The sequence below is a fragment of the Streptomyces sp. NPDC058459 genome, assembly GCF_042721685.1.
Taxonomy (GTDB): domain Bacteria; phylum Actinomycetota; class Actinomycetes; order Streptomycetales; family Streptomycetaceae; genus Streptomyces.
Genome location: NZ_JBHXLV010000002.1, coordinates 74,517 through 92,374 on the forward strand (window position 1 = coordinate 74,517; position 17,858 = coordinate 92,374).

Annotated in this window: 16 protein-coding genes; 7 read left to right on the top strand and 9 right to left on the bottom strand. The window is 66.5% G+C overall.

All coding sequences use genetic code 11. The features are described from left to right. Positions 1-535: 535 nt before the first annotated feature. From ACFWN1_RS00925 to ACFWN1_RS00940, 4 genes are all read right to left on the bottom strand, one after another. A complete protein-coding gene (locus ACFWN1_RS00925; RefSeq protein ID WP_384356768.1) occupies positions 536-1,738 on the bottom strand; it encodes an acetyl-CoA carboxylase biotin carboxylase subunit family protein in 1,203 nt (400 codons plus the stop codon). An 11-nt stretch (positions 1,739-1,749) separates the two neighbouring features. After that, positions 1,750-2,991: an MFS transporter gene (locus tag ACFWN1_RS00930; RefSeq protein ID WP_384356771.1), complete on the bottom strand. Its 1,242-nt coding sequence runs from the start codon at positions 2,989-2,991 to the stop codon at positions 1,750-1,752. 5 nt (positions 2,992-2,996) lie between these two features. Beyond that, the gene (locus ACFWN1_RS00935; protein WP_384356774.1) at positions 2,997-4,250 is read right to left on the bottom strand and encodes an ATP-grasp domain-containing protein; all 1,254 of its coding nucleotides are present in this window, start codon (positions 4,248-4,250) and stop codon (positions 2,997-2,999) included. Positions 4,251-4,315: 65 nt separating this feature from the next. Then, positions 4,316-5,230: a phytanoyl-CoA dioxygenase family protein gene (locus ACFWN1_RS00940; protein ID WP_384356777.1), complete on the bottom strand. Its 915-nt coding sequence runs from the start codon at positions 5,228-5,230 to the stop codon at positions 4,316-4,318. Positions 5,231-5,462: 232 nt separating this feature from the next. Here ACFWN1_RS00940 and ACFWN1_RS00945 point away from each other — a divergent pair, with 232 nt between their 5' ends. The 7 genes from ACFWN1_RS00945 to ACFWN1_RS00975 all read left to right on the top strand — a co-directional run bounded on the left by ACFWN1_RS00945 (position 5,463) and on the right by ACFWN1_RS00975 (position 13,520). Beyond that, a complete protein-coding gene (locus ACFWN1_RS00945) occupies positions 5,463-7,388 on the top strand; it encodes a methylaspartate mutase subunit E (RefSeq protein WP_384356780.1) in 1,926 nt (641 codons plus the stop codon). A 45-nt stretch (positions 7,389-7,433) separates the two neighbouring features. Beyond that, complete coding sequence (locus ACFWN1_RS00950) at positions 7,434-8,336, top strand: TauD/TfdA family dioxygenase (protein WP_384356783.1); 903 nt, start codon at positions 7,434-7,436, stop codon at positions 8,334-8,336. A 25-nt stretch (positions 8,337-8,361) separates the two neighbouring features. Next, the gene (locus tag ACFWN1_RS00955; protein ID WP_384356786.1) at positions 8,362-9,015 is read left to right on the top strand and encodes a cyclase family protein; all 654 of its coding nucleotides are present in this window, start codon (positions 8,362-8,364) and stop codon (positions 9,013-9,015) included. Positions 9,016-9,104: 89 nt separating this feature from the next. Further along, entirely contained in the window at positions 9,105-10,025 is a 921-nt protein-coding gene (locus tag ACFWN1_RS00960; RefSeq protein WP_384356789.1) for a hypothetical protein, read from the top strand. Positions 10,026-10,027: 2 nt separating this feature from the next. Then, positions 10,028-11,014 carry a RimK family alpha-L-glutamate ligase gene (locus ACFWN1_RS00965; protein ID WP_384356792.1) on the top strand — a complete coding sequence of 329 codons (987 nt, stop codon included), beginning with the start codon at positions 10,028-10,030 and terminating at the stop codon, positions 11,012-11,014. Positions 11,015-11,194: 180 nt separating this feature from the next. Then, positions 11,195-12,229, top strand: coding sequence for a hypothetical protein (locus tag ACFWN1_RS00970; protein WP_384356795.1), 1,035 nt, complete (start codon positions 11,195-11,197; stop codon positions 12,227-12,229). Positions 12,230-12,254: 25 nt separating this feature from the next. Then, positions 12,255-13,520 (top strand): ATP-grasp domain-containing protein, encoded by a 1,266-nt coding sequence (locus ACFWN1_RS00975; protein ID WP_384356798.1) that lies wholly within the window; start codon positions 12,255-12,257, stop codon positions 13,518-13,520. Positions 13,521-13,624: 104 nt separating this feature from the next. Here ACFWN1_RS00975 and ACFWN1_RS00980 read toward each other — a convergent pair whose 3' ends face one another. From ACFWN1_RS00980 to ACFWN1_RS01000, 5 genes are all read right to left on the bottom strand, one after another. Further along, positions 13,625-14,437, bottom strand: coding sequence for a fumarylacetoacetate hydrolase family protein (locus ACFWN1_RS00980; protein ID WP_384356801.1), 813 nt, complete (start codon positions 14,435-14,437; stop codon positions 13,625-13,627). Positions 14,438-14,511: 74 nt separating this feature from the next. Continuing rightward, positions 14,512-15,891 carry a helix-turn-helix domain-containing protein gene (locus ACFWN1_RS00985; RefSeq protein WP_384356804.1) on the bottom strand — a complete coding sequence of 460 codons (1,380 nt, stop codon included), beginning with the start codon at positions 15,889-15,891 and terminating at the stop codon, positions 14,512-14,514. Positions 15,892-16,043: 152 nt separating this feature from the next. Next, a complete protein-coding gene (gene folE / locus ACFWN1_RS00990; RefSeq protein WP_384356807.1) occupies positions 16,044-16,637 on the bottom strand; it encodes a GTP cyclohydrolase I in 594 nt (197 codons plus the stop codon). A gap of 83 nt (positions 16,638-16,720) precedes the next feature. Continuing rightward, on the bottom strand, positions 16,721-17,083 hold the full coding sequence (locus ACFWN1_RS00995; protein WP_384356810.1) for a 6-pyruvoyl tetrahydropterin synthase family protein: 363 nt from the start codon (positions 17,081-17,083) through the stop codon (positions 16,721-16,723). A gap of 39 nt (positions 17,084-17,122) precedes the next feature. After that, a complete protein-coding gene (locus ACFWN1_RS01000) occupies positions 17,123-17,836 on the bottom strand; it encodes a 7-carboxy-7-deazaguanine synthase QueE (protein ID WP_384356813.1) in 714 nt (237 codons plus the stop codon). Between the last annotated feature and the right edge of the window lie 22 nt (positions 17,837-17,858).

Genomic DNA, 17,858 nt, shown 5'->3' on the forward strand with positions numbered 1-17,858 from the left:
TCGTGCTACTGAGTGACGTTTTACCTGATCGGCGCACGTGCATTTGGTCGGTCTGTGATCATCGGTATTACGCCGTCCAAAGACTTCCGGCCACCGGCCAGCCGCCGAAAGGTGCACCTATGACGACAAAGAGAGGCTCTATGCAGGGTGTGGGTCCTCTACTGCGCCTTCGCGTCAGGGCGCGGCCAAGGCCGCGGTCAGCGTGGACCGGACATGGCAAACGCCGACGGTGCCGGTGACGGCAAGGCGGCCGTCGAGCAGCGGGTTGAGCGGGCCAGCCAGTTCAGCGGGCAAGCATGGTGTGCGTGGATGAGCAGCCCCAGGAGTTCTTCCTCGCCGTAGTCGATAGCGCTTAGGAAAGGGGCTGAGCATGTGAACGGGACTGCCCAGTTGGCACGGCAATCTCACCATTATGAAGCGACCCGGTCGCGAGAGCGCACCCGAGCGTTCCTATGGGAATTGCAGGCTGCCTTTAGGTGATCACCGGCAGGCTTGTGCGCCGCTTACGGCGGCGTCTCACCCCTGCAGTCATCGATCACTCCGGGGTAATGGACACGATGATCTCGCTCTTGACCTCGGCGAGCCGACTTACGACTTCACGTGAATCCCTGCCGCAGACGGACGCGACCGCGACCGCGTCCTTTGCTTGCCTGGGTTGCCTGACGAGTTCACCCGGACGGTAAGGCGCCCTGAGCTGAAGCAACCACTCGGCCCGCGGAAACGCATCGAACCCACGAAAGCGCCCCAGCCTCGGCGGATAGATCATGGACCAACCGGTCGCCGGCCGGTCCGTATGCGCCTGACTTACGCTGTCCGGGACAACGCGCCCGATCTGCGGCAAGATGCTGGCGAAAAGCAGCGAAACCCCGTGACGATACCGAAATGTAGTGTCTATTCCGGCACCGCCGGGGCGTCCGCCCAACTCGCAGAACACCGCCCTCCCATGGGCATCGAGGAATGCTTCAAGGTGCGCGGCACCACTGAACCAAGGGATGCACCCGAGCACCGCGCGGTTGAATTCGACCAGGACGTCGAGGTCCGGCCCATCGTCAAGGGTGTGCGACCGGACCTGCCCATTCAACGGAAATGTTTCATGCGAGTCCAGATACTGCGAGACGGAGACAGACACCGGTACACCGTTGTTGACGACGCTGTCGATATGGAACTGACGGCCGGCGATGAATTCTTCGGCCTCGTACCGGTCTGGGCCAGCGAACCCTTGTTGCTGCAAGCGCAGCAGCTCGTTCTGATCGCGGACGATATGCACGTCCAGAGAAGAAGAGCCGAGGACAGGCTTGACGACGATCTGACCGAACTTGCCGAGAAGCTCTGTCGCCCGGATGGGTTCAGGGATTTCCATGAATTCCGGAACCCGGATCCCATGCGCCGAGAAGTGGCGCTTCATCGCCATCTTGTCGCGAAGCAGCAGCGTGTGCTGCGTGCCAATCCCGCCGACGCCTAGGGTCTCGCGCAGACGTGCGGCCGGCAGCAGCAGTCGCTCCTGGGTCGCCACCACCCAGTCGAACTCGAGGTCACTGACCAGTTCCGGCAGCGACTCTGTGAGCTCTCCGGTGGGGTGGATGTGCACCGGGATGCAGCGGTCCACCTGACCGGGGGGCACCTGAGCGAGGTCGTGAGACCGCGCGAGCAGGGTGATGTCGTATTCGTCCGGAGGGAAGAAGGGGCTGCCGTCATCGTGGCGGTAGGCGTCGTAACCGACATGGCTTACCAGGGCCACCCGTTGACGAGTCACTGCACCTCCGATGTCACGACGCGGGAGGTATCGACTCCCGGCGCCTGCTCCGACGTCTTCGTTCTACCGCTGATCGCCAGATGCGCCAGCCCGGAGGCGAGAGCGAGGGCCACGGCCGCGAGGAGCAGCAGCGCCCCTGGTCCCAGCGCTTGGACGACCACCCCGCTGGCAGCTGCCCCGACGGCTCCGCCCAACGACATGAACGAACTGATCCACGATTGCGTCTCCGCGGCCATGTTCTCCGGAGACAGATCACCGACCGTCGCCCACAGGGCCACGAAACTGGGCCCCACCGCCATTCCCATGATCGCCGCGGCCACGATCAGGATCGCGGTCCAGCTGAGGCTGGCCGCCGCCACCAGCAGGGTTCCCGCGGACAGCGCGGCCAACGTGACGGGGAACGTGGCCCGGCTCGCCCTCTTGGCCGGCAGGGCTCCTAGAGCCAGGCCGCCCGCCATGCTGCCCACCGACATGCAGCTGAGGAGCACTCCGCTCATCAGCGGTGCGTCGTGCTGCTGGGCCCAGGCGGGGAACGCCAGCTCGATCGCACGGACCGCGACGAAGAAGGCCACCACCGCCACCATGGTCCGACGCACCGCCCGGTCACGCAGCGGGCCCAGCCAGTGGCGCTCCGCGGACCGCACCTGTCTGTGCTGGTGCGGGAGCTTGCGGGAGAGCAGCAGGAGAGTCGCGATGGTGGTCAGCAGCGCGGAGGCGGCGAGACCGGCCCACGGCGCCACCGCCACCACCAGAACGGCGGCGATGGTGGGACCCACGATGTATCCCACGTCGGTCAGCACGGCATCCAGCGACAGGATCGATCTCCGGAGGTCGTCCGTCGTCATCGCTCCCCACATCAGCCGGGTCACGATGTAGATAGGAGGAAGCGACGCCGACGCGATGAACGCGCAGACCACTGTGATGGCGAACGACCCGTGTGTGCTTTCGTTCCAGACCAGGACGATCAGGGCGCCCAGATGCGCCACGAGCCCCGGAAACATCACCAGGGTGTAGCCGTAGCCGTCCATGAGCCTGCCCCTCAGCGGGACGGTGGCGCCGGCCAGCGCGGACACCGAGACCACCACGGCTGCCTGACCGAGGCCCCGATAGTGCGCGACCTCAAGCAGGAGGGCGACCGCGGAGATACCCGGCTTCAGCTTGCCCGCGACCGCAGCGAACAGGGACGAGCCGAACTGGGGCAGAGCGAAGAGTTCCCGGTACTGGGACAAGAACGTCATCGGGATCAGCAGACCGGTTCGATCACTGGTTTCACGGTGTCGCGGACCGCGGCCATGCGCTGGATCAGTGTCCGGCGGTCCGGCGCGGAGACGCTCACCCTGAGCGGAATGGTCGGGATGCTGGTGGTCGTCGGCACCAGGTCGCCCGGCCGGTAGCGCACCACCACCTTGTCCACGCCGGGCAGTTGCTCCACCTCGTCCAGTCCGCGGATCTCCACAAGACGGCCGGCCGGCCCGTCATTGCGGATGGCGTTGGCGCCGCAGTAGCCGTCGAACTTCACCGACACGGTCGCGATCTTCGGCACCTCGCCCAGCCGGACGGCCAGGCTCTGGCGATGCGGGTCGAGATCGCTGTGCGCGAGCCACGCGTCGATCATGGGGTACGCGGGCAGCCGGGCGCCCAGCTCGATGAGGTGGGGCTGGCCGGCCGACATCTTGATCTCGGTGTGACTGGGGCCCAGACGTACGCCGAACGTGTCGAGCACCTGCCGCACGTAGTCGACGGCTGTTTGCCAGTCGGGATCGTCCCGGGAGATCTGCGCCCACTCCCAGTACGGGAACGAGTAGTCCCGGTCGTCGGGTTGCCGGTACTCCCAGATGTCCAGGACGTGATGCGTGCCGTCGTGGGAGAAGAAGTTGACCCCCAATTCCCGCCCCCGCACGTACTGTTCGACCAGCCAGCCCTCGACCCGCCTTCCGAAGTGGTCGGTCTGGTGCAGGTCTGAGAGGTCCTCGGCATCCCCCGGCCCGCTCAGCAGCCGGATACCGTGCGACCCGGCCCCGGTCGTGTGCTTGGCGATGGCCGGGAAGCCCACGTCGTGCGCGGCACGGGTGATGTCGGCCGCGTCCTCGACCGTCACGTACCGGGGAATACGGACTCCCGACCGCGCGGCGGTCTCCCGCATCGCGGACTTGTCCCGGCGGGCGAGGGCCAGCCGCGCACCGTTGCCGGGCAGGCCGAACTCCTCGGCCAGTGTGTCGGCTTTGTCCACGGCCACGTCGTTGGCGGGTACCACAGCCCGGATGTCGGCGCCCAGTTCCGCCAGTTGCTTCCGGATATCGTGGAGTTCCGCGGCGTGGAGACTGACCGTGTCGCCGACGGTGTGGTCGGGGTACCGGATCCGGAGGTGCTCGCTGGGCATCGTGTACACGGAGATCACGGCCATTCCGCGCCCGGCCACCTGGGGCTTGAAACCCATGCCCGGCCCGCAGGGGTCCATAAGCACAACAGCGGGCGTTCCGCTGAGCGAGCTGGTCATGATGCTCCTTGCGTCTTCTCGTCGGATGCGGCGGGGGCCGTACTGGTCTGCATGCCGGAGGCACCTCACATCGTGGCGCCTACCGCGTCCTTCGTGTCGTACTCGTGGGCGAAGTAGCCGGTGGACGACTTCACGCCATCGTTCACGTGAGAGCCTTCCTGAACCTGGTACAGCGAGTTGAACTCCGCCTCCGCGACCGGCAGCCGCCACTGCCCGGCCTCGCTCCGCACGACCTTGGAGGCACGGCCGCGCACGAGTTTCGCTGTTGGCTCGTTGTGCGCGGCATGCGGACCGTAGTAGATGGGGAGGGCGTCGGCCGCGCGGTAGGACGGGATGAAGACGCGGCGGTACACGTCCGACAGGTTCTTCTCCGACGAGTGCAGGAGCAGGGGGTGGATGAACACCACCGAGCCAGCGGTCGCCTCGCAGTCGACGATCGCGGAGTCCTTCAAGCCCACGTTCGCCGGCGACGAGACCTTGCCCACGAAGTAGCCCCCCGCCTCGTGCTGGAGAAGGCCGTGCCGGTGCGAACCGGCGACTACCCGCAGACAGGCGTTCTCCCGGGTCGCGTCGTCGAGATAGATCAGCGCGGCGACCAGGTCGGTGTTCGTGTGCGGGTAGAACGCGAAGTCCTGGTGCCACTCGACGACGCTGCCCACACGCGGCGGCTTCACGTTGAGCTTCGAGTACTGCAGCACGATGTCCGAACCGATCAGCTGCTCGACCGCGTCGAGGAGCCCGGGGTCCTCCGCGATACGGGCGAAGAGCTCGTCCTTGGAGGTCGGGGCCCAGATGCGGCGAGCCTTGGAGCCGTCCTCCGGCTCCGCCTCAGCCACATCGGCGAGGTTCGCGGAGGCAAGCAGGCCGTCGACGACAGATCGTACCTTCCCGATCAGTTCGGCGTCGAATATTCCGTCGACGACGCAGAACCCGTTCTCGCGGTAGAAATCCACCTGACTATCACTGAGTATGCTGGCCACCGAGTAACCCTTTCCTCGTCGCGCCCTTACGGATCCCGCAGATCCATGCGGTCCAATTCCTACACGTAAGGGCCACACACCGCAAGGCATCCCATGCTGCCGGAGCGGCAGTTACACCGTGGGACCCGCACTTTCTGCCGGGCTTCTGCCGCACTTCTGCCGCTGGTGCAGGTGCATTTCTCCGCTACTGTCGACACGACCTTGCCCCACCTTCCATCGCCCGAGGTATTCGATGTCAGAGGCATTGCCGAAGCCACGGTCGATCGTGCTCGGCGGGATCGGCGCCGATGCCCATTCGGTGGGCCTCACGCTGCTGAAACACGCCATCACGGAGGCTGGCCACACTGTCTATTTCATGGGCACCCAGAACAGCCTCGACGATTTTTTCGGGCATGCGGCCAACGCGGATGTCGTGATGATCTCGTGCATGGACGGTCATCTGCGCCATTATCTGAAGCGGTTTCCGGACCTGATGCTCCAGCATCCCGACATCGATGCGCTCTGGTATGCCGGTGGAAACCTAGACGTAGGCAGTTCCGAGCGGATACGCGGCGATGCACGCCGGCTTGGCTTTCGGCGGGTCTTTCCGACGTACGTCGACATTCCGACGATTCTCTCCGTGCTGACCGAGGATCTCTCGACTCGGCCTCCGGCGGTACGCGGCGGACCGGTAGCCGTCTCCTGGCCCGCCCAACCGGGCACGGCGCCGCCCGACCAGCGACTCACCGAGAAGGAACTGCAGCAACAGCGGACCGGAGTGCTGGAGTCCTGGCCGACCGGTGCGCGTGCGCGGGACTTGGCGGATAACGCGGCTTTCCTGCTCCGGCAGCCGTCCTTCAGTCGCGCGCACACGCCGCGTCCCCGGGGGGAGCGACCGTTCCTGGTGCAGCCGCGCTCAGGCGTGGCACTTGCCGCCGAGCAACGCGCGGCCTTCGTGGCCCTGCGTCGGGCTGGCGCGGACGTGCTGTCCTACCAGATCGACTCACTCACCAGGAACAACGAATACCGCAAGGCCGGCGACGCGATCGCTGAGAGCCGGGAACGCGGCGCCTCCACGCTCAACGGATTCCCCATGGTGAATCACGGGGTCGACGTTCTCCGGCAGGTGATATCGGAGGTAGGGACACCGCTGCAGACCCGGCACAGCACGCGGGACCCACGACTCCTCGCCGAAATCTCATGCGCCGGTGGCGTGACCGGTTTCGAGGGCGGCGCGATCACGTACAACATCCCTTACTTCAAGGACTACTCGCCAGCTCAGTCCCTTCGCAAGTGGCAGTACGTCGACCGGCTGGTCGGTCTCTATCGTGAGAAGTTCGGTGTGGTCATCGACCGTGAGTTCTTCGGCACCCTCACGGCGGTGCTGATCCCACCCAGTCTGGCGATCGTCGTCAACTTGATCGAGGCCATGCTGGCGGCCAGCCAAGGCGTGGGCTCGGTATCACTCGGATACGCCGAACAGGGAAACCGATCCCAAGACATCGCTGCGATCAAGGTCCTGCGCGAACTCGGCCAGAAATATCTGGCAAACCTGGGATATCCCGGAGTTCAGGTCAACATCGTGTTCCACCAGCACATGGCGGCTTTCCCGCAGGACCGGAAGCGGGCGACGCAGTTGATCGTGGCTTCCGCGGCCACCGGTCGGCTGTCCGGTGCTTCGCGGCTGATCGTCAAGACACCGGTCGAGGCGACCACCATTCCGTCGGTGTCTGACAACCAGGAGGGCCTGCAACTCAGCCGCCTGGGCGCCTTGGAGTCGAACAGCGTCGAGGTGGACGAGCGGACGGTCCACGAAGAGGCGACCGTCCTGCGCGCCGAAGTGGATCAGATCCTCGAGAGCGTCCTCATGGCTGGCGACGGGAGCCTCACGGACGGCGCAGTGAAGGCATTCGCGCGAGGTTATCTGGACATACCCTTCTCCCCCAGCGTCTACAACCGTGGCGAGGTACTAACGGCCCGAGACGTCCAGGGTGCGGTGCGCTACCTGAACACCGGCCGGCTGAGATTCTCCTCCGATGTGATCGAGTTCCATCGGAGCCGCATGAGCGAGCGCCGCAGGACGGAGCAGCCGCCTGTGCGAAGCGACTGGCAACTTGTCGAGCGCGACGTGCTGCAAATTCCATCGGGCCGTTATCGCAAGTGGCCGCTCGATACGTGAAAGGCACTTGATCGCCGACCAAGTCTCACGACCCTTCCCTTAGAAATGGACAAAGTCACGATGGCAGCGGAATACACGATCCCGGAGTTCACGATCTCCGACGCGGCGTCTTCAGCACTGCTGGAGCGGGAAATCGACAGGGAAGCGCCTCTGGACCAGTGGCCGACGGAGATCTTCCCGGCGGCCGGTGCAGAGATCCTTGCGCTGCGTGACGAGATAGTTTCGGCCATCCGGAAGGACGCGGGGGGCGTCGTCGTGCGAGTCGCCCCGGAGGGACTCAGCGAACACGACATCAGCACCATCTTCTGGAATCTTTTCACGGTGCTTTTCCGCCCGGTTCCGCAGTACAGCTCCGGCGAACTCATCTATCCCGTCGAGGTCAAGGCCGGAGCCGCAGCCACCAGCCATTACTCGAACTCGAACAAGACGGGCAATTACCACACCGACGGCACCTTGCTGCCGCAATTGCCCGACGTTGCCTTTCTGTTCGGCTTGTCGTCCGCGACGGGCGGGGAAACGCTGCTGATGGACGTCGAGAGCCTGGTTCAGCAGCTCAACCGGATCGACTCGGCCCATGTCGCCGAACTGAGTCGGCCTGTGCCGTTCGACGTGAAGGACCAGATGGCCGGCGTCAAGATCAAACGGCAGCCCGTGCTGACGCGGACGGACAACGGATATGAACTGCGCTACGTCCGCATGTACATAGAGCAAGCATTCGCCGCCGAGGGCACACCGCTTCCGCCGGCGCTTCTTGCGGCCATGGACGCATTCGACCAGGTCTCCGCTGCCGCTGCGGTGGACGCGGAAGCCGTGCTGCTCGAACGTGGCGTCGGCCTTATGTGGGACAACCGGCGCATTCTGCACGGCCGCCGACCGTTCCGGGAAACCACCTCGAAACGCAGGTTGCGCCGCATCTACGGCGTGTACGAAGACGGACGAGCCAACTAAGTCGAAGCCAAGGAGTGGGCACCCCATGCCACGTACAGTTGATCTCTCCCGCCCGCTGGAAACGGGCATGCCGCACGCGCGCACGATCCAGGCCCCCGAGTTCACGCCCACCAGCACATGGGCGGACGACCGGATGCGGGTCATGCGACTGAACATACCGACGCACATCGGCACCCATATGGACGCCCCGTCGCACTTCGTCGAAGACGGCGCCACGCTCGACCACCTGCCCGTGTCGACGCTGGTCGGCCGGGCGTACTGCATCGAGGTACTGCGGGACGAGCCCGTTCCGATCACGTCAGCCGATCTGAAGTCCGCCGTCGACCTCGAACCCGGTGACGCCCTGCTGATCCGCACCGGCTGGGACGACCGCTACGGCGAGTCGGCCTATGTGGACAGCCACCCCTACCTAGCGGTCGACGCGGCCCAATGGGCCGTGGACACGGGGCTGCGCCTCATCGGTATGGACACGATCAGCCCGGATCTTCCGATGAGCATGCGCCCGGCCGACTTCCCCTACGACGTGCACCGCACACTGCTGGGCGCCGGCACGCTGATCGTGGAGAACCTCGTACTGCGCGAGATCGCGGACCGGTGGACCACGCTCTTCGTCGGTGTGCTCAACGTCCGCGGCGGAGACGGCGCACCCGCGCGGGCTCTGGCCGTGCTGGACGACTGAACCTTTTATCGGCACCGCCCGCACGTACGTTTCCGGGCGCCGTCCCGCGATCCCCTTCGCCTGGCGCCCCCGATCCAGGAGCGAGATCCATGCCCACCCTTTCTCCCCCCGCCCTCATCTGGCTCCGATCGGAACGCGACCACACCTCGGTCGCGGCGGCCGACCACGCGTGCGTAGGGGACCTGATCGCGGCGGCGGCGGACCTCGGCGTCGATCTGCGCACGGCCACGGTCGACGACCTGGTGGTGAGCCAGACGGGAGAGACAGCAGTCGTGCGGGTGCGGGGCGAACGCGTGGACCCGCACGACACCTTCTTCCACACCGGCTCGGTCGGCGGGTCCACGCAGGCGGCGGACGCCTGGCGCCTGTTGAGTACCATCGGGATACTCGAAGCCGCCGAGTTCATGGTCACCGTGCCCGCCGTTCACTCCATCACCTGGACCGACAGGATGGTGCCGCTCCTGAGTTTCGACCTCGGCGAGGTGCGCACCCTGCCGTCGGTGCGGCTGTGCACCCGCGAGATCGAGGTCCATCGCGACCGGCTGCGCGTGGCCGACTGGGGGCTGGAGTTCCCGGTGGCGGTGCGTCCGGCGGTCCGCCGGCCCGGCGACCGGGTCTTCGTCGCGGAGAACGAACGCAGGCTGACCACTTTCCTGCAGTTGGCGGGCGCGTCCGAGGTGACCCTCCTCGTGCAGCCATGGCTCGGAGACCACGTCGTCGAACACGCCGTGGTGTGCGTCGACGGCGAGCCGACCGGTCTGGAAGGGGCACTCGCCGAGCGGCTGTCCGACCCAGCGAGATCGGTCGCGACCACGCTCGGACTCGCCTACGTCCGGGTCGGGTTCGTCCAAGACGCCGATCGCTTCTGGCTGTCGTATGTGGACTGCACAGGCTTCGCACCCGACGCCGACGCCGACGCCGTCGAAGTCCAACTCGTCGCCTACCGCGAGGCGTTTCATCGGTTCCGTGCCGCGAGCGACGCGGTTTCGGCCTCGGCAATCGGAGTCTGAGCATGACGACAGTGGACGACAGCGACGCGATCACGATGTTCTGGATCCGTTCAGAGCGCGCGAGCAAGTCACCGAATCCCTACGACGCCCCGATCAACACAGGCTACGACGACGCCGCGCACGCGGCGGGCATGCGGCTGACCCGGATCAGCGTCGACGACGTCGTCGTGGGCGTCACGCAGGACGACGGCGCCTCGGTCCGCGTGCGCGGTGCGCTCGTCGCACGGGACAGGGCCTTCTTCCACACGAAGCTGGTCACGTGGCCGGTCGACCGATACGACTACTGGCGGCACCTGACGACCTACGCCGCCCTGTCAGCGGCCGGTTTCTTCACGACAGTCCCCGTCCGGCTCAGCCTGATCAACAACGAGAAGACGCTCACCGCGCTGCAGCGCTTCGGCAGTGAGGTGTCGAGGCTGCCGTCGGTGCGGCTGTGTACCCGCGGATACGACCGGGACCATCTCGACTGGTGCACCGCCTCGATGCGCGCGAGCGACATCGACTTCCCCGTGGTGGTAAAACCCGCCAGTTGGGGAGGCGGGAACGGTGTATTCGTCGCCTTGAATATCGCAGAACTGGATGCCGTGCTCACCTGGGCGTCCGCCACCGAGCTGACGGTGGTGATCCAGCCGTGGCTGGGACGGGACGCGGTCGACTACCGTGTGCACTGCCTCGACGGCGAGCCGCACAGCGTGCTGACGCGTGCACTGCGCGGCGACGCGCTAGCGGGCAATCTCGCCCAGGGCGGCACGGCCGAGTGGACCGCCATGCCCGATGCGGTGATCGCCCCGGCGCGAGCGGTGGCCCGTGAGGTCGGGCTGCCGTACCTCTGCGTCGACTTCCTTTGCGCTGGCGGGCGATGGTGGTTCTCCGAGATCGAGGTCGACGGTGGGCCGCCGGACCCGGACGTCAACAAGGTGCGCTTCGGCTCCTACCGCTCCCGCTTCGACACGTTCGTCAGCGAACTGCGACCGGTCAGCGCAACCTGACCAAGGCAGCGTCTGCTTCATTCCTTTTCCCTGCCAATCCGCGTCGCCTCAGTTGCCTCAAGAGGCATGTACGCCCGCCACTTCGTGCCTTTCTGCCGGGCATCTGCCGCCGACGGACGGGCACTTCTCGGCTAGTGTCGGAACACTGTTCTCCCATTACTTCTCTGCTTGAGGTGTTCAATGTCAGAGACATCGCCGATGGCCGCCATGGACGGGCAGCCATCCGCAGTCGAAATCCTGGACTGCACGCTCCGTGACGGTAGTTATGCCGTGGACTTCAAGTTCACTGAAAGCACGATCAAAAGCGTTCTGACTGGTCTTGAAAGAGCAGGTATCGGGTTCGTCGAGCTGGGTCACGGGCTGGGCCTCAACGCCGCTGAGTGCACGGCTCATCCCAGCCTCGTCTCCGACGCACGATGCTTCGACATCGCTTCCAAGACGCTGACGCACGCGAGTTGGGGAATGTTCTGCATCCCGGGAATCGCCGAGCTGGATCACCTGAAGCAGGCCGTGGCAGCCGGCATGCGGTTCGTCCGGGTCGGCGTGGACATCTCCGCCGTCGCCCCGGCCGAGGCCTTCCTCGCCCTCGCCAAGGACCTCGGCGTCACGGCGTTCGCCAACCTCATGAAAACGAACGTGCTCGAAGCGGACGGCGTCACGGACGCGGTCCGGCAGTGCGCGGAGTACGGCGCTGACATCGTCTACCTCGTCGACTCGGTGGGTGGCTACCTACCTTCGGATGTCACCGAGCTGTTCGAGAAGGTCGGTCAGTCGGTGGAGGTTCCACTCGGCTTCCACGGGCACGACAACCTGAGCCTGGCCAACGCCAACGCGCTCGCGGCGGCGGGGAGCGGCGCACGGTTCGTCGACACGACGCTCGACGGCATCGGCCGCGGGGCCGGCAACACCGTGACGGAGACGTTCGCGGCGACCCTCCATGCCCAGGGCTGTCGCGACGCGTATGACTTCCGGGCTCTCGCGGAACTGAGCGAAGCCGTCGTCCGCCCGCTGGAGCGACTGCACGACGACCGTACGTACCAGCTCGTCGGTGGCATCACCCGTACGCACTCCAGCTTCTTCCCGCTGATCAGCAGATGCGCGAAGACCGCGAACGTCGATGTCTTCGAGCTGATGGCAGCGGTCGCCGACATCGACCGGGTCCACCCCGAGGAGGCCATGGTGATCGAGGCCGCCAAAGCCATGGCCGCGCGCTGACCGTCGCTACGTAGAGGAGTTTTCGGTGGAATCGAACGACCCGGTGGTCCTGCTGGTCGACCCCGCGGACGGCAGGAACGGACACGCGTACAAGGCCGCCATACGCGATCTGGGCTTTCAGGCAGTCTCGCTGTCCACGGGGCCATCGTCCACGGCCGCGGCCCTGTCCGGCCCCGCCGGTGAGACGTCGCTCCGGGCCGACGGGGTGGAAGACGCCGTCTGGCAGGTCCGCGAGGCCGGGCTGGAGCCGTGGGCCGTCGTCCCCGCCCGTGGGTCGACCCTTCACGTGGCCGACGAGATCGCGGTGCGGCTCGGCCTGCCTGGAAACGACCACACTCTGAGCTGGGCGCGGCGGAACAAGGCGGCGATGCGGGCCAGGGCCGTACACACGGGGGTCCGCGTTCCGGAGTTCCGGCTTGTGGACTCCCTCGATGCGGTCGCGGGCGCCGCCCGGGAAATCGGCTTTCCCGTCATCGTGAAGCAGACGATGGGCTCGGGCTCCTACGGCGTCATAGTCATCAGTAACGCGGCGGACCTGGACGGGGCGACTAAGGGGCTTGCGGTGGACTGGCACGACCGACCGGTGAAGGAATGGCTGGTCGAGCAATACGTGCGCGGGCGAGAATACGCGGTGAATTTCTGCAGCGCCGACGGTGCGCACCGGCTGATCGACATCTGGGAATACCGGTGGCCTGACGACCGCGACTACGATTTCCCCCTCTGGGACATTGTCCAGATCGACGACTCCCATCCCGACTACGCCCGGGTGGAGCGGTTTTGCAAGAAAGCACTCGATGCGTTCGGCATCCGTTATGGGCCCGGCCATATCGAGGTCAAGTGCGGTGGGGACGGGGACGATGTCTACCTGATCGAACTCGCGGCCCGGTTCTCGGGCGGCCCCGCGGTCCCAATGTGGATGAGGCACTCCGACCTGCGACCATTCCACGACGCCGTGGAGTGCTTCCTCGGCCGCCGTCCAGACATGATCGACGGCGATCACGGGTTTCGAGCCGTGCTCGGCTCCGTCGTCATCCGCAACGACGACGCACCCGGCACGCTGGTGGCCACGCACGGGCTCGACACGCTGCGCGCCCTACCCGGAGTCGCCGATGTGCTCGTGGAGTTCCAGCCCGGCGACCATGTGCCGATCACCGACCACAACATGTGCATTCCGGTCAGCGCCTCGGTGCACGGTACGGACCGGGCAACCGTGCTCCGCACCTTGGCCGCCGCACGGGAGAGCGTCAGGCTGGAGATCGCCCCCGACCCCGCCAACCCGACGGTCGGATGAACGTGTTCGGCGCCGCGACGGGGTCACGGCGCCGAATAGCCCACCCGGCCCGCCGCGCGCGAGAGCCCGCCTCAGGCCGGCGGAAGCAGGGTTCCGTCGCAGTGTCAGGCAGCCTTGAGCCTGACGGTGTTGCGGAGGTCGCCGACGCCCTCGACAAGGGCCTCCACCGTGTCTCCGTCGTGGATGACGCCGGCGCCCGGGGTACCCGTGGCGATCACGGATCCGGCTTCGAGGAGCATGCCACCGGAGAAGTAGCCGACCTGCCAATACGGGTCGTACTTCATTGCGGACACCTGGTTGGACGCGATCGTTCGCCCGTTGACGACGGTGGAGATCCGCACGGCGGACAGATCGGGGATCTCGTCAGGCGTGACGACCCAGGGGCCGAGGCTGCAGAATGTGTCGAAGGCTTTCGCCCACGGAATGTGACGGGGGTTGAGCCTGATCGCGTCCTCGGCCGTCATGTCCAGGACGCTGGTGTAGCCGAAGATGACGGATGGGGCGTCCTCGGCCGGCACGTCCCGGCAGGTGGTGCCGATGACCACGCCGAGCTCGGCCTCGGCGGTGACGCGCTGCGACTGGCCGGGGAGCAGAATGTCGTCGCCGTAGCCGATGACGGTGGAAGACGGCCGCAGGTAGGAGCCGGGGGCGTCGGCCGGCTGCAGTACGCCAAGGTCGTCGGCGTGACGTACGTAGTTCAGGCCCACACCCCACAGCTTCGGTGGGCATCGGTACAGCGGTCCGAACACCGGCTCGGCCCCCATGCCCTGGCTGACGAGGTCGGGCAGGCCGGCGACCGTGGCAGCGAGCGCCACGGCCTCGCCCTTCTGGATGATGTTCAGAAGGGTGGGACCGTAGCTGGTCCCCTCAGTCGCGTTGACGAGGCTCAGTACGGCGATTCCGCCGGGCACCGACACGCCGACGTCCTCACCGGTCCCAGTGCGAAGAGTGCAGAGGCGCACTGATCAAGTCCTCTCTCGTGGTATGCAGTTCAGGCGGCGGTGCGCTGTCCTGCGATGTCGTTCCGTCCAGCTAGCGCGCGCTGTTCGGCGAAGCAGACGATGTTGAGCACCCTGAACATCGCCACGTCGTGGCGGTCGACGCGGTGCAGGATGCCAAGGATGACGAGGTGGTAGATGTCGTCGGCGCAGTCCGCAACCGACAGGCCCATCTCGTCCGCGACCTCCGCCACCGACCAGTAACCGTCCGTTTCGCGGGATGGCTTGTGAGACATGATCGACAGCAGGGCTCGCTGGCGGCTGCTCAGCGTGGCGACGGTGTGCTGGACCGACGCGTAAGCATCCGACCGCTGATGGCTGCCCGGGGGCCGCCGTGCCACGGCAAACGGCTCGACGGCGAGTTGGTGGGCGAGCTCTCGCGGGGAGTAGATCAAGTTCCAGTAGGCGGCGGATTCGAGAGCGGCGGGAAGGCCGTCGAGCGCGCGGCAGATCCGGGCGATGTCCGTGAGGACGTCGAGGTCGGGGCGCAAAGCCGGCCGAATGCGCTTCGTCTGCGCGAGCAACAGGGCCACCGACGCGACGCTGTCCAGGTCCGCCGCCTCGACATCCGGCGAGGGCACCGAGAGCGGCGCGAGGGGGAAGACCGTGTCGAGGGGCATGCCGACGGGATTCCTCGTCGTGACGAGAATGCGCAGCCGGGGGCAGATGGCCAGGAGATGCGCCGTGACGTCCGTCAGTTCGTCTTCCGGGCGAGCGCCGTCAAGGACGAGAATGCTGTTCGACTTCCCGATGGTCTCTGCGAGGCGCCGTCGGCTGTCGGGCCACCACGTGGGATGGTCCGGAGCCCCCCCGGGCGCCTGTCCGCTACGGAGCCGGTCGTCATGGAGGGGCAGCCAGAGGACCGTCGCGTGCTCGGCCGCCTCCAGTGCGTGCGCCACCTCCCACGCGAGCCGGGACTTGCCGACGCCCTCGATCCCGGCGACCGTGATCAGACGATGGTGCTCGGGACCGAGCATCGTCGTCAGCGCAGCCAGCTCCTGCTCCCGGCCGATGAACGGGCCGCTCACCGTCGGCTCGGCGACGCCGGCCGGGCAGCCGCGCGAGTGGTCGTTCGCCAGCCCCTTCAGCTGACGGGCGCTGAGGCCGAGAGCGTCGGCGAGCAGGCGCAGGGAGTCCGCCCTGGGGTGCCGTACCCTCCCGTTCTCCAGATCACGTATCGCTCGAACGCTGAGCGTGCTGGAGCGCGCCAGCTGCTTCTGGGACAACCCGCTCCCCAGTCGTAGGTCGCGCAGCCGTCGGCCGAAGAGCGCGGCGCCGGCCCCGTCGTCGTCGGCTCGGTCCCGCAATCCGATCGGAATGCTCTGTTTGATCGACTCGCCGGCGGCGACGGCCGGTTCGCGTAGCAGGGTCATCGGCGCTTCCAACCCCGGGGGCCGAGTGGCGACTCGCCCGATTCCTGACACCGATGGTGTTTCCATGGCGCATGCTCCTCGGGGCCGCGGCAGCGACCCGGTACAGGCCAGGGCAGCGGCCCAAGATAGGTCTCCAAGGGTGTGGATCGGTTTCAGGGGCGCAGCAGGCTGAACATCTCGGCTCGCAGCCCGGCGTCCTCGCTGAAGGCCCCGCGGTAGGCCGTCGAGGTCATCTGGGCCGCCGCCTTGATGCCGCGCATCGTCATGCACAGGTGCTCGCCCTTAGCGATGACGGCCACGTCCTGTGCCCCGCTGAGTCCCGTGACGGCCTCGGCGATCTCGGAGACCAGCCGCTCCTGGACCTGGAGCTTGTGCGCGTGCCGATGCGCGATCCGGGCGAACTTCGACAGGCCCAGCAACCGGTCCGCAGGCCGGTAGGCGATCGTCACCGAGCAGTTGAACGGCAGCAGGTGGTGCTCGCACAGCGACCAGACCTGAATGTCCGAGACGATGACCAACTGCTTGGTTCCGGCCGATTCGAACAGAGTACCGACCGAGCCTGGCTCGTAGTTGATGAACTCACGCCACCACCGGGCGAACCGCGCCGGTGTGTCGCGCAACCCGTCGCGGTCGGGGTCTTCCCCAATCTCCTTCAGGAGCTGCCGGGCGAGTCCGACCAGTGGGTCTTCCTCGCGGGGCTTCTCCGGATCGACGTCATCCTCCGGCATCCACGTCGTCGCAGACATTCAGGCACCTCTCCAGTCCGACCGGCACGGCCATTGTTCGATTCCGATGAACGGGCGGCTGCTCTCGTCAGCCGGCCGGTTGTTCAGGGCCGGTACTCGGCCCAGGTCTTGGGGGTCTCGGAGATGCGCACGCAGGTCAGCTCCGGGAAGTCCTTCGACCAGCGCTCGTAGAGCCACACCGCGAGGTTCTCGGCGGTGGGGTTCTCGTCCACGAGGTCGTTGAGGTGACGGTGGTCGAGCGTCTGGTCGAGCCACGACTTGAAGGGGGCCAACTCGCCGTAGTCACGGACGAACCCCGTCGGCGTCAATTCGGTGAGATCGGCGCTCAGCTCCAGCTCGACGACGTAGTTGTGGCCGTGCAGCCGCGAGCACTGGTGTCCCTCGGCCAGGCCGGAGAGTTGATGGCTGGCGGAGAACTCGAACTTCTTCGTGATGCGCAGCGTCATGTTTCCGATTCGTCCTTCTCTCTTGATTCGGACACGCGTTCAGACAGCTCGCGTGTCGCCCCACAACAAGGTGTGCAGGCGTGTGGTCAGGTTCCAGCCTCGTGTGACCACCTCGTCGGCTAGCTCGGCCATGTGCCGGCCAACCTCGGCGCCCGACTGCCCCTTCGGCATGATCCAGACTGGGTTTAGATTGAACTCCTGTGTTAGTGCCGCCACTTCGTCCAGATCTCCGGCGTCGCGGCAGACGAACTTGAAGGTGACGCCGTCGGTCGCCGCGAGGCTCCTCAGCGCGTCCGGTCTGATCCGCCGATGGGCCGCGTCGCCCGAGTGGGACAGCTTCGGCGAGACGTTGAAGCGGACTCCGGCGGCCACCAGGGCCGGGTCCGCCGCGTGTGTGCCGTTGGTCTCGATCTCGATCTCCATACCTCGCGCGGTGAGCAGCTCGACCAACGGGACCAGTCGGCTCTGCTGGCCGAGTGGCTCGCCGCCGGAGATGACAATCAACTCAACTCCGAATGCCAAGAGTTCCTCGGCCACCTCGCCGACAGGACGGCGGTGCAACTCCTCACGGGGGTCGTACGCGACCCCTGAGTCGCCCACTCCGGTCCAGTCCCAGGTGTAGGGCGTGTCACACCAGGTGCACGACAGGTTGCAGCCGCCGAGCCGCAGGAACGCGCACCTTCGGCCGAGGGATCGGCCCTCGCCCTGGACGGTCGGGCCGAAGATCTCGTTGACTACGATTTCCGGTTCCACGCGGCACTGTCTCCTTCCGTGT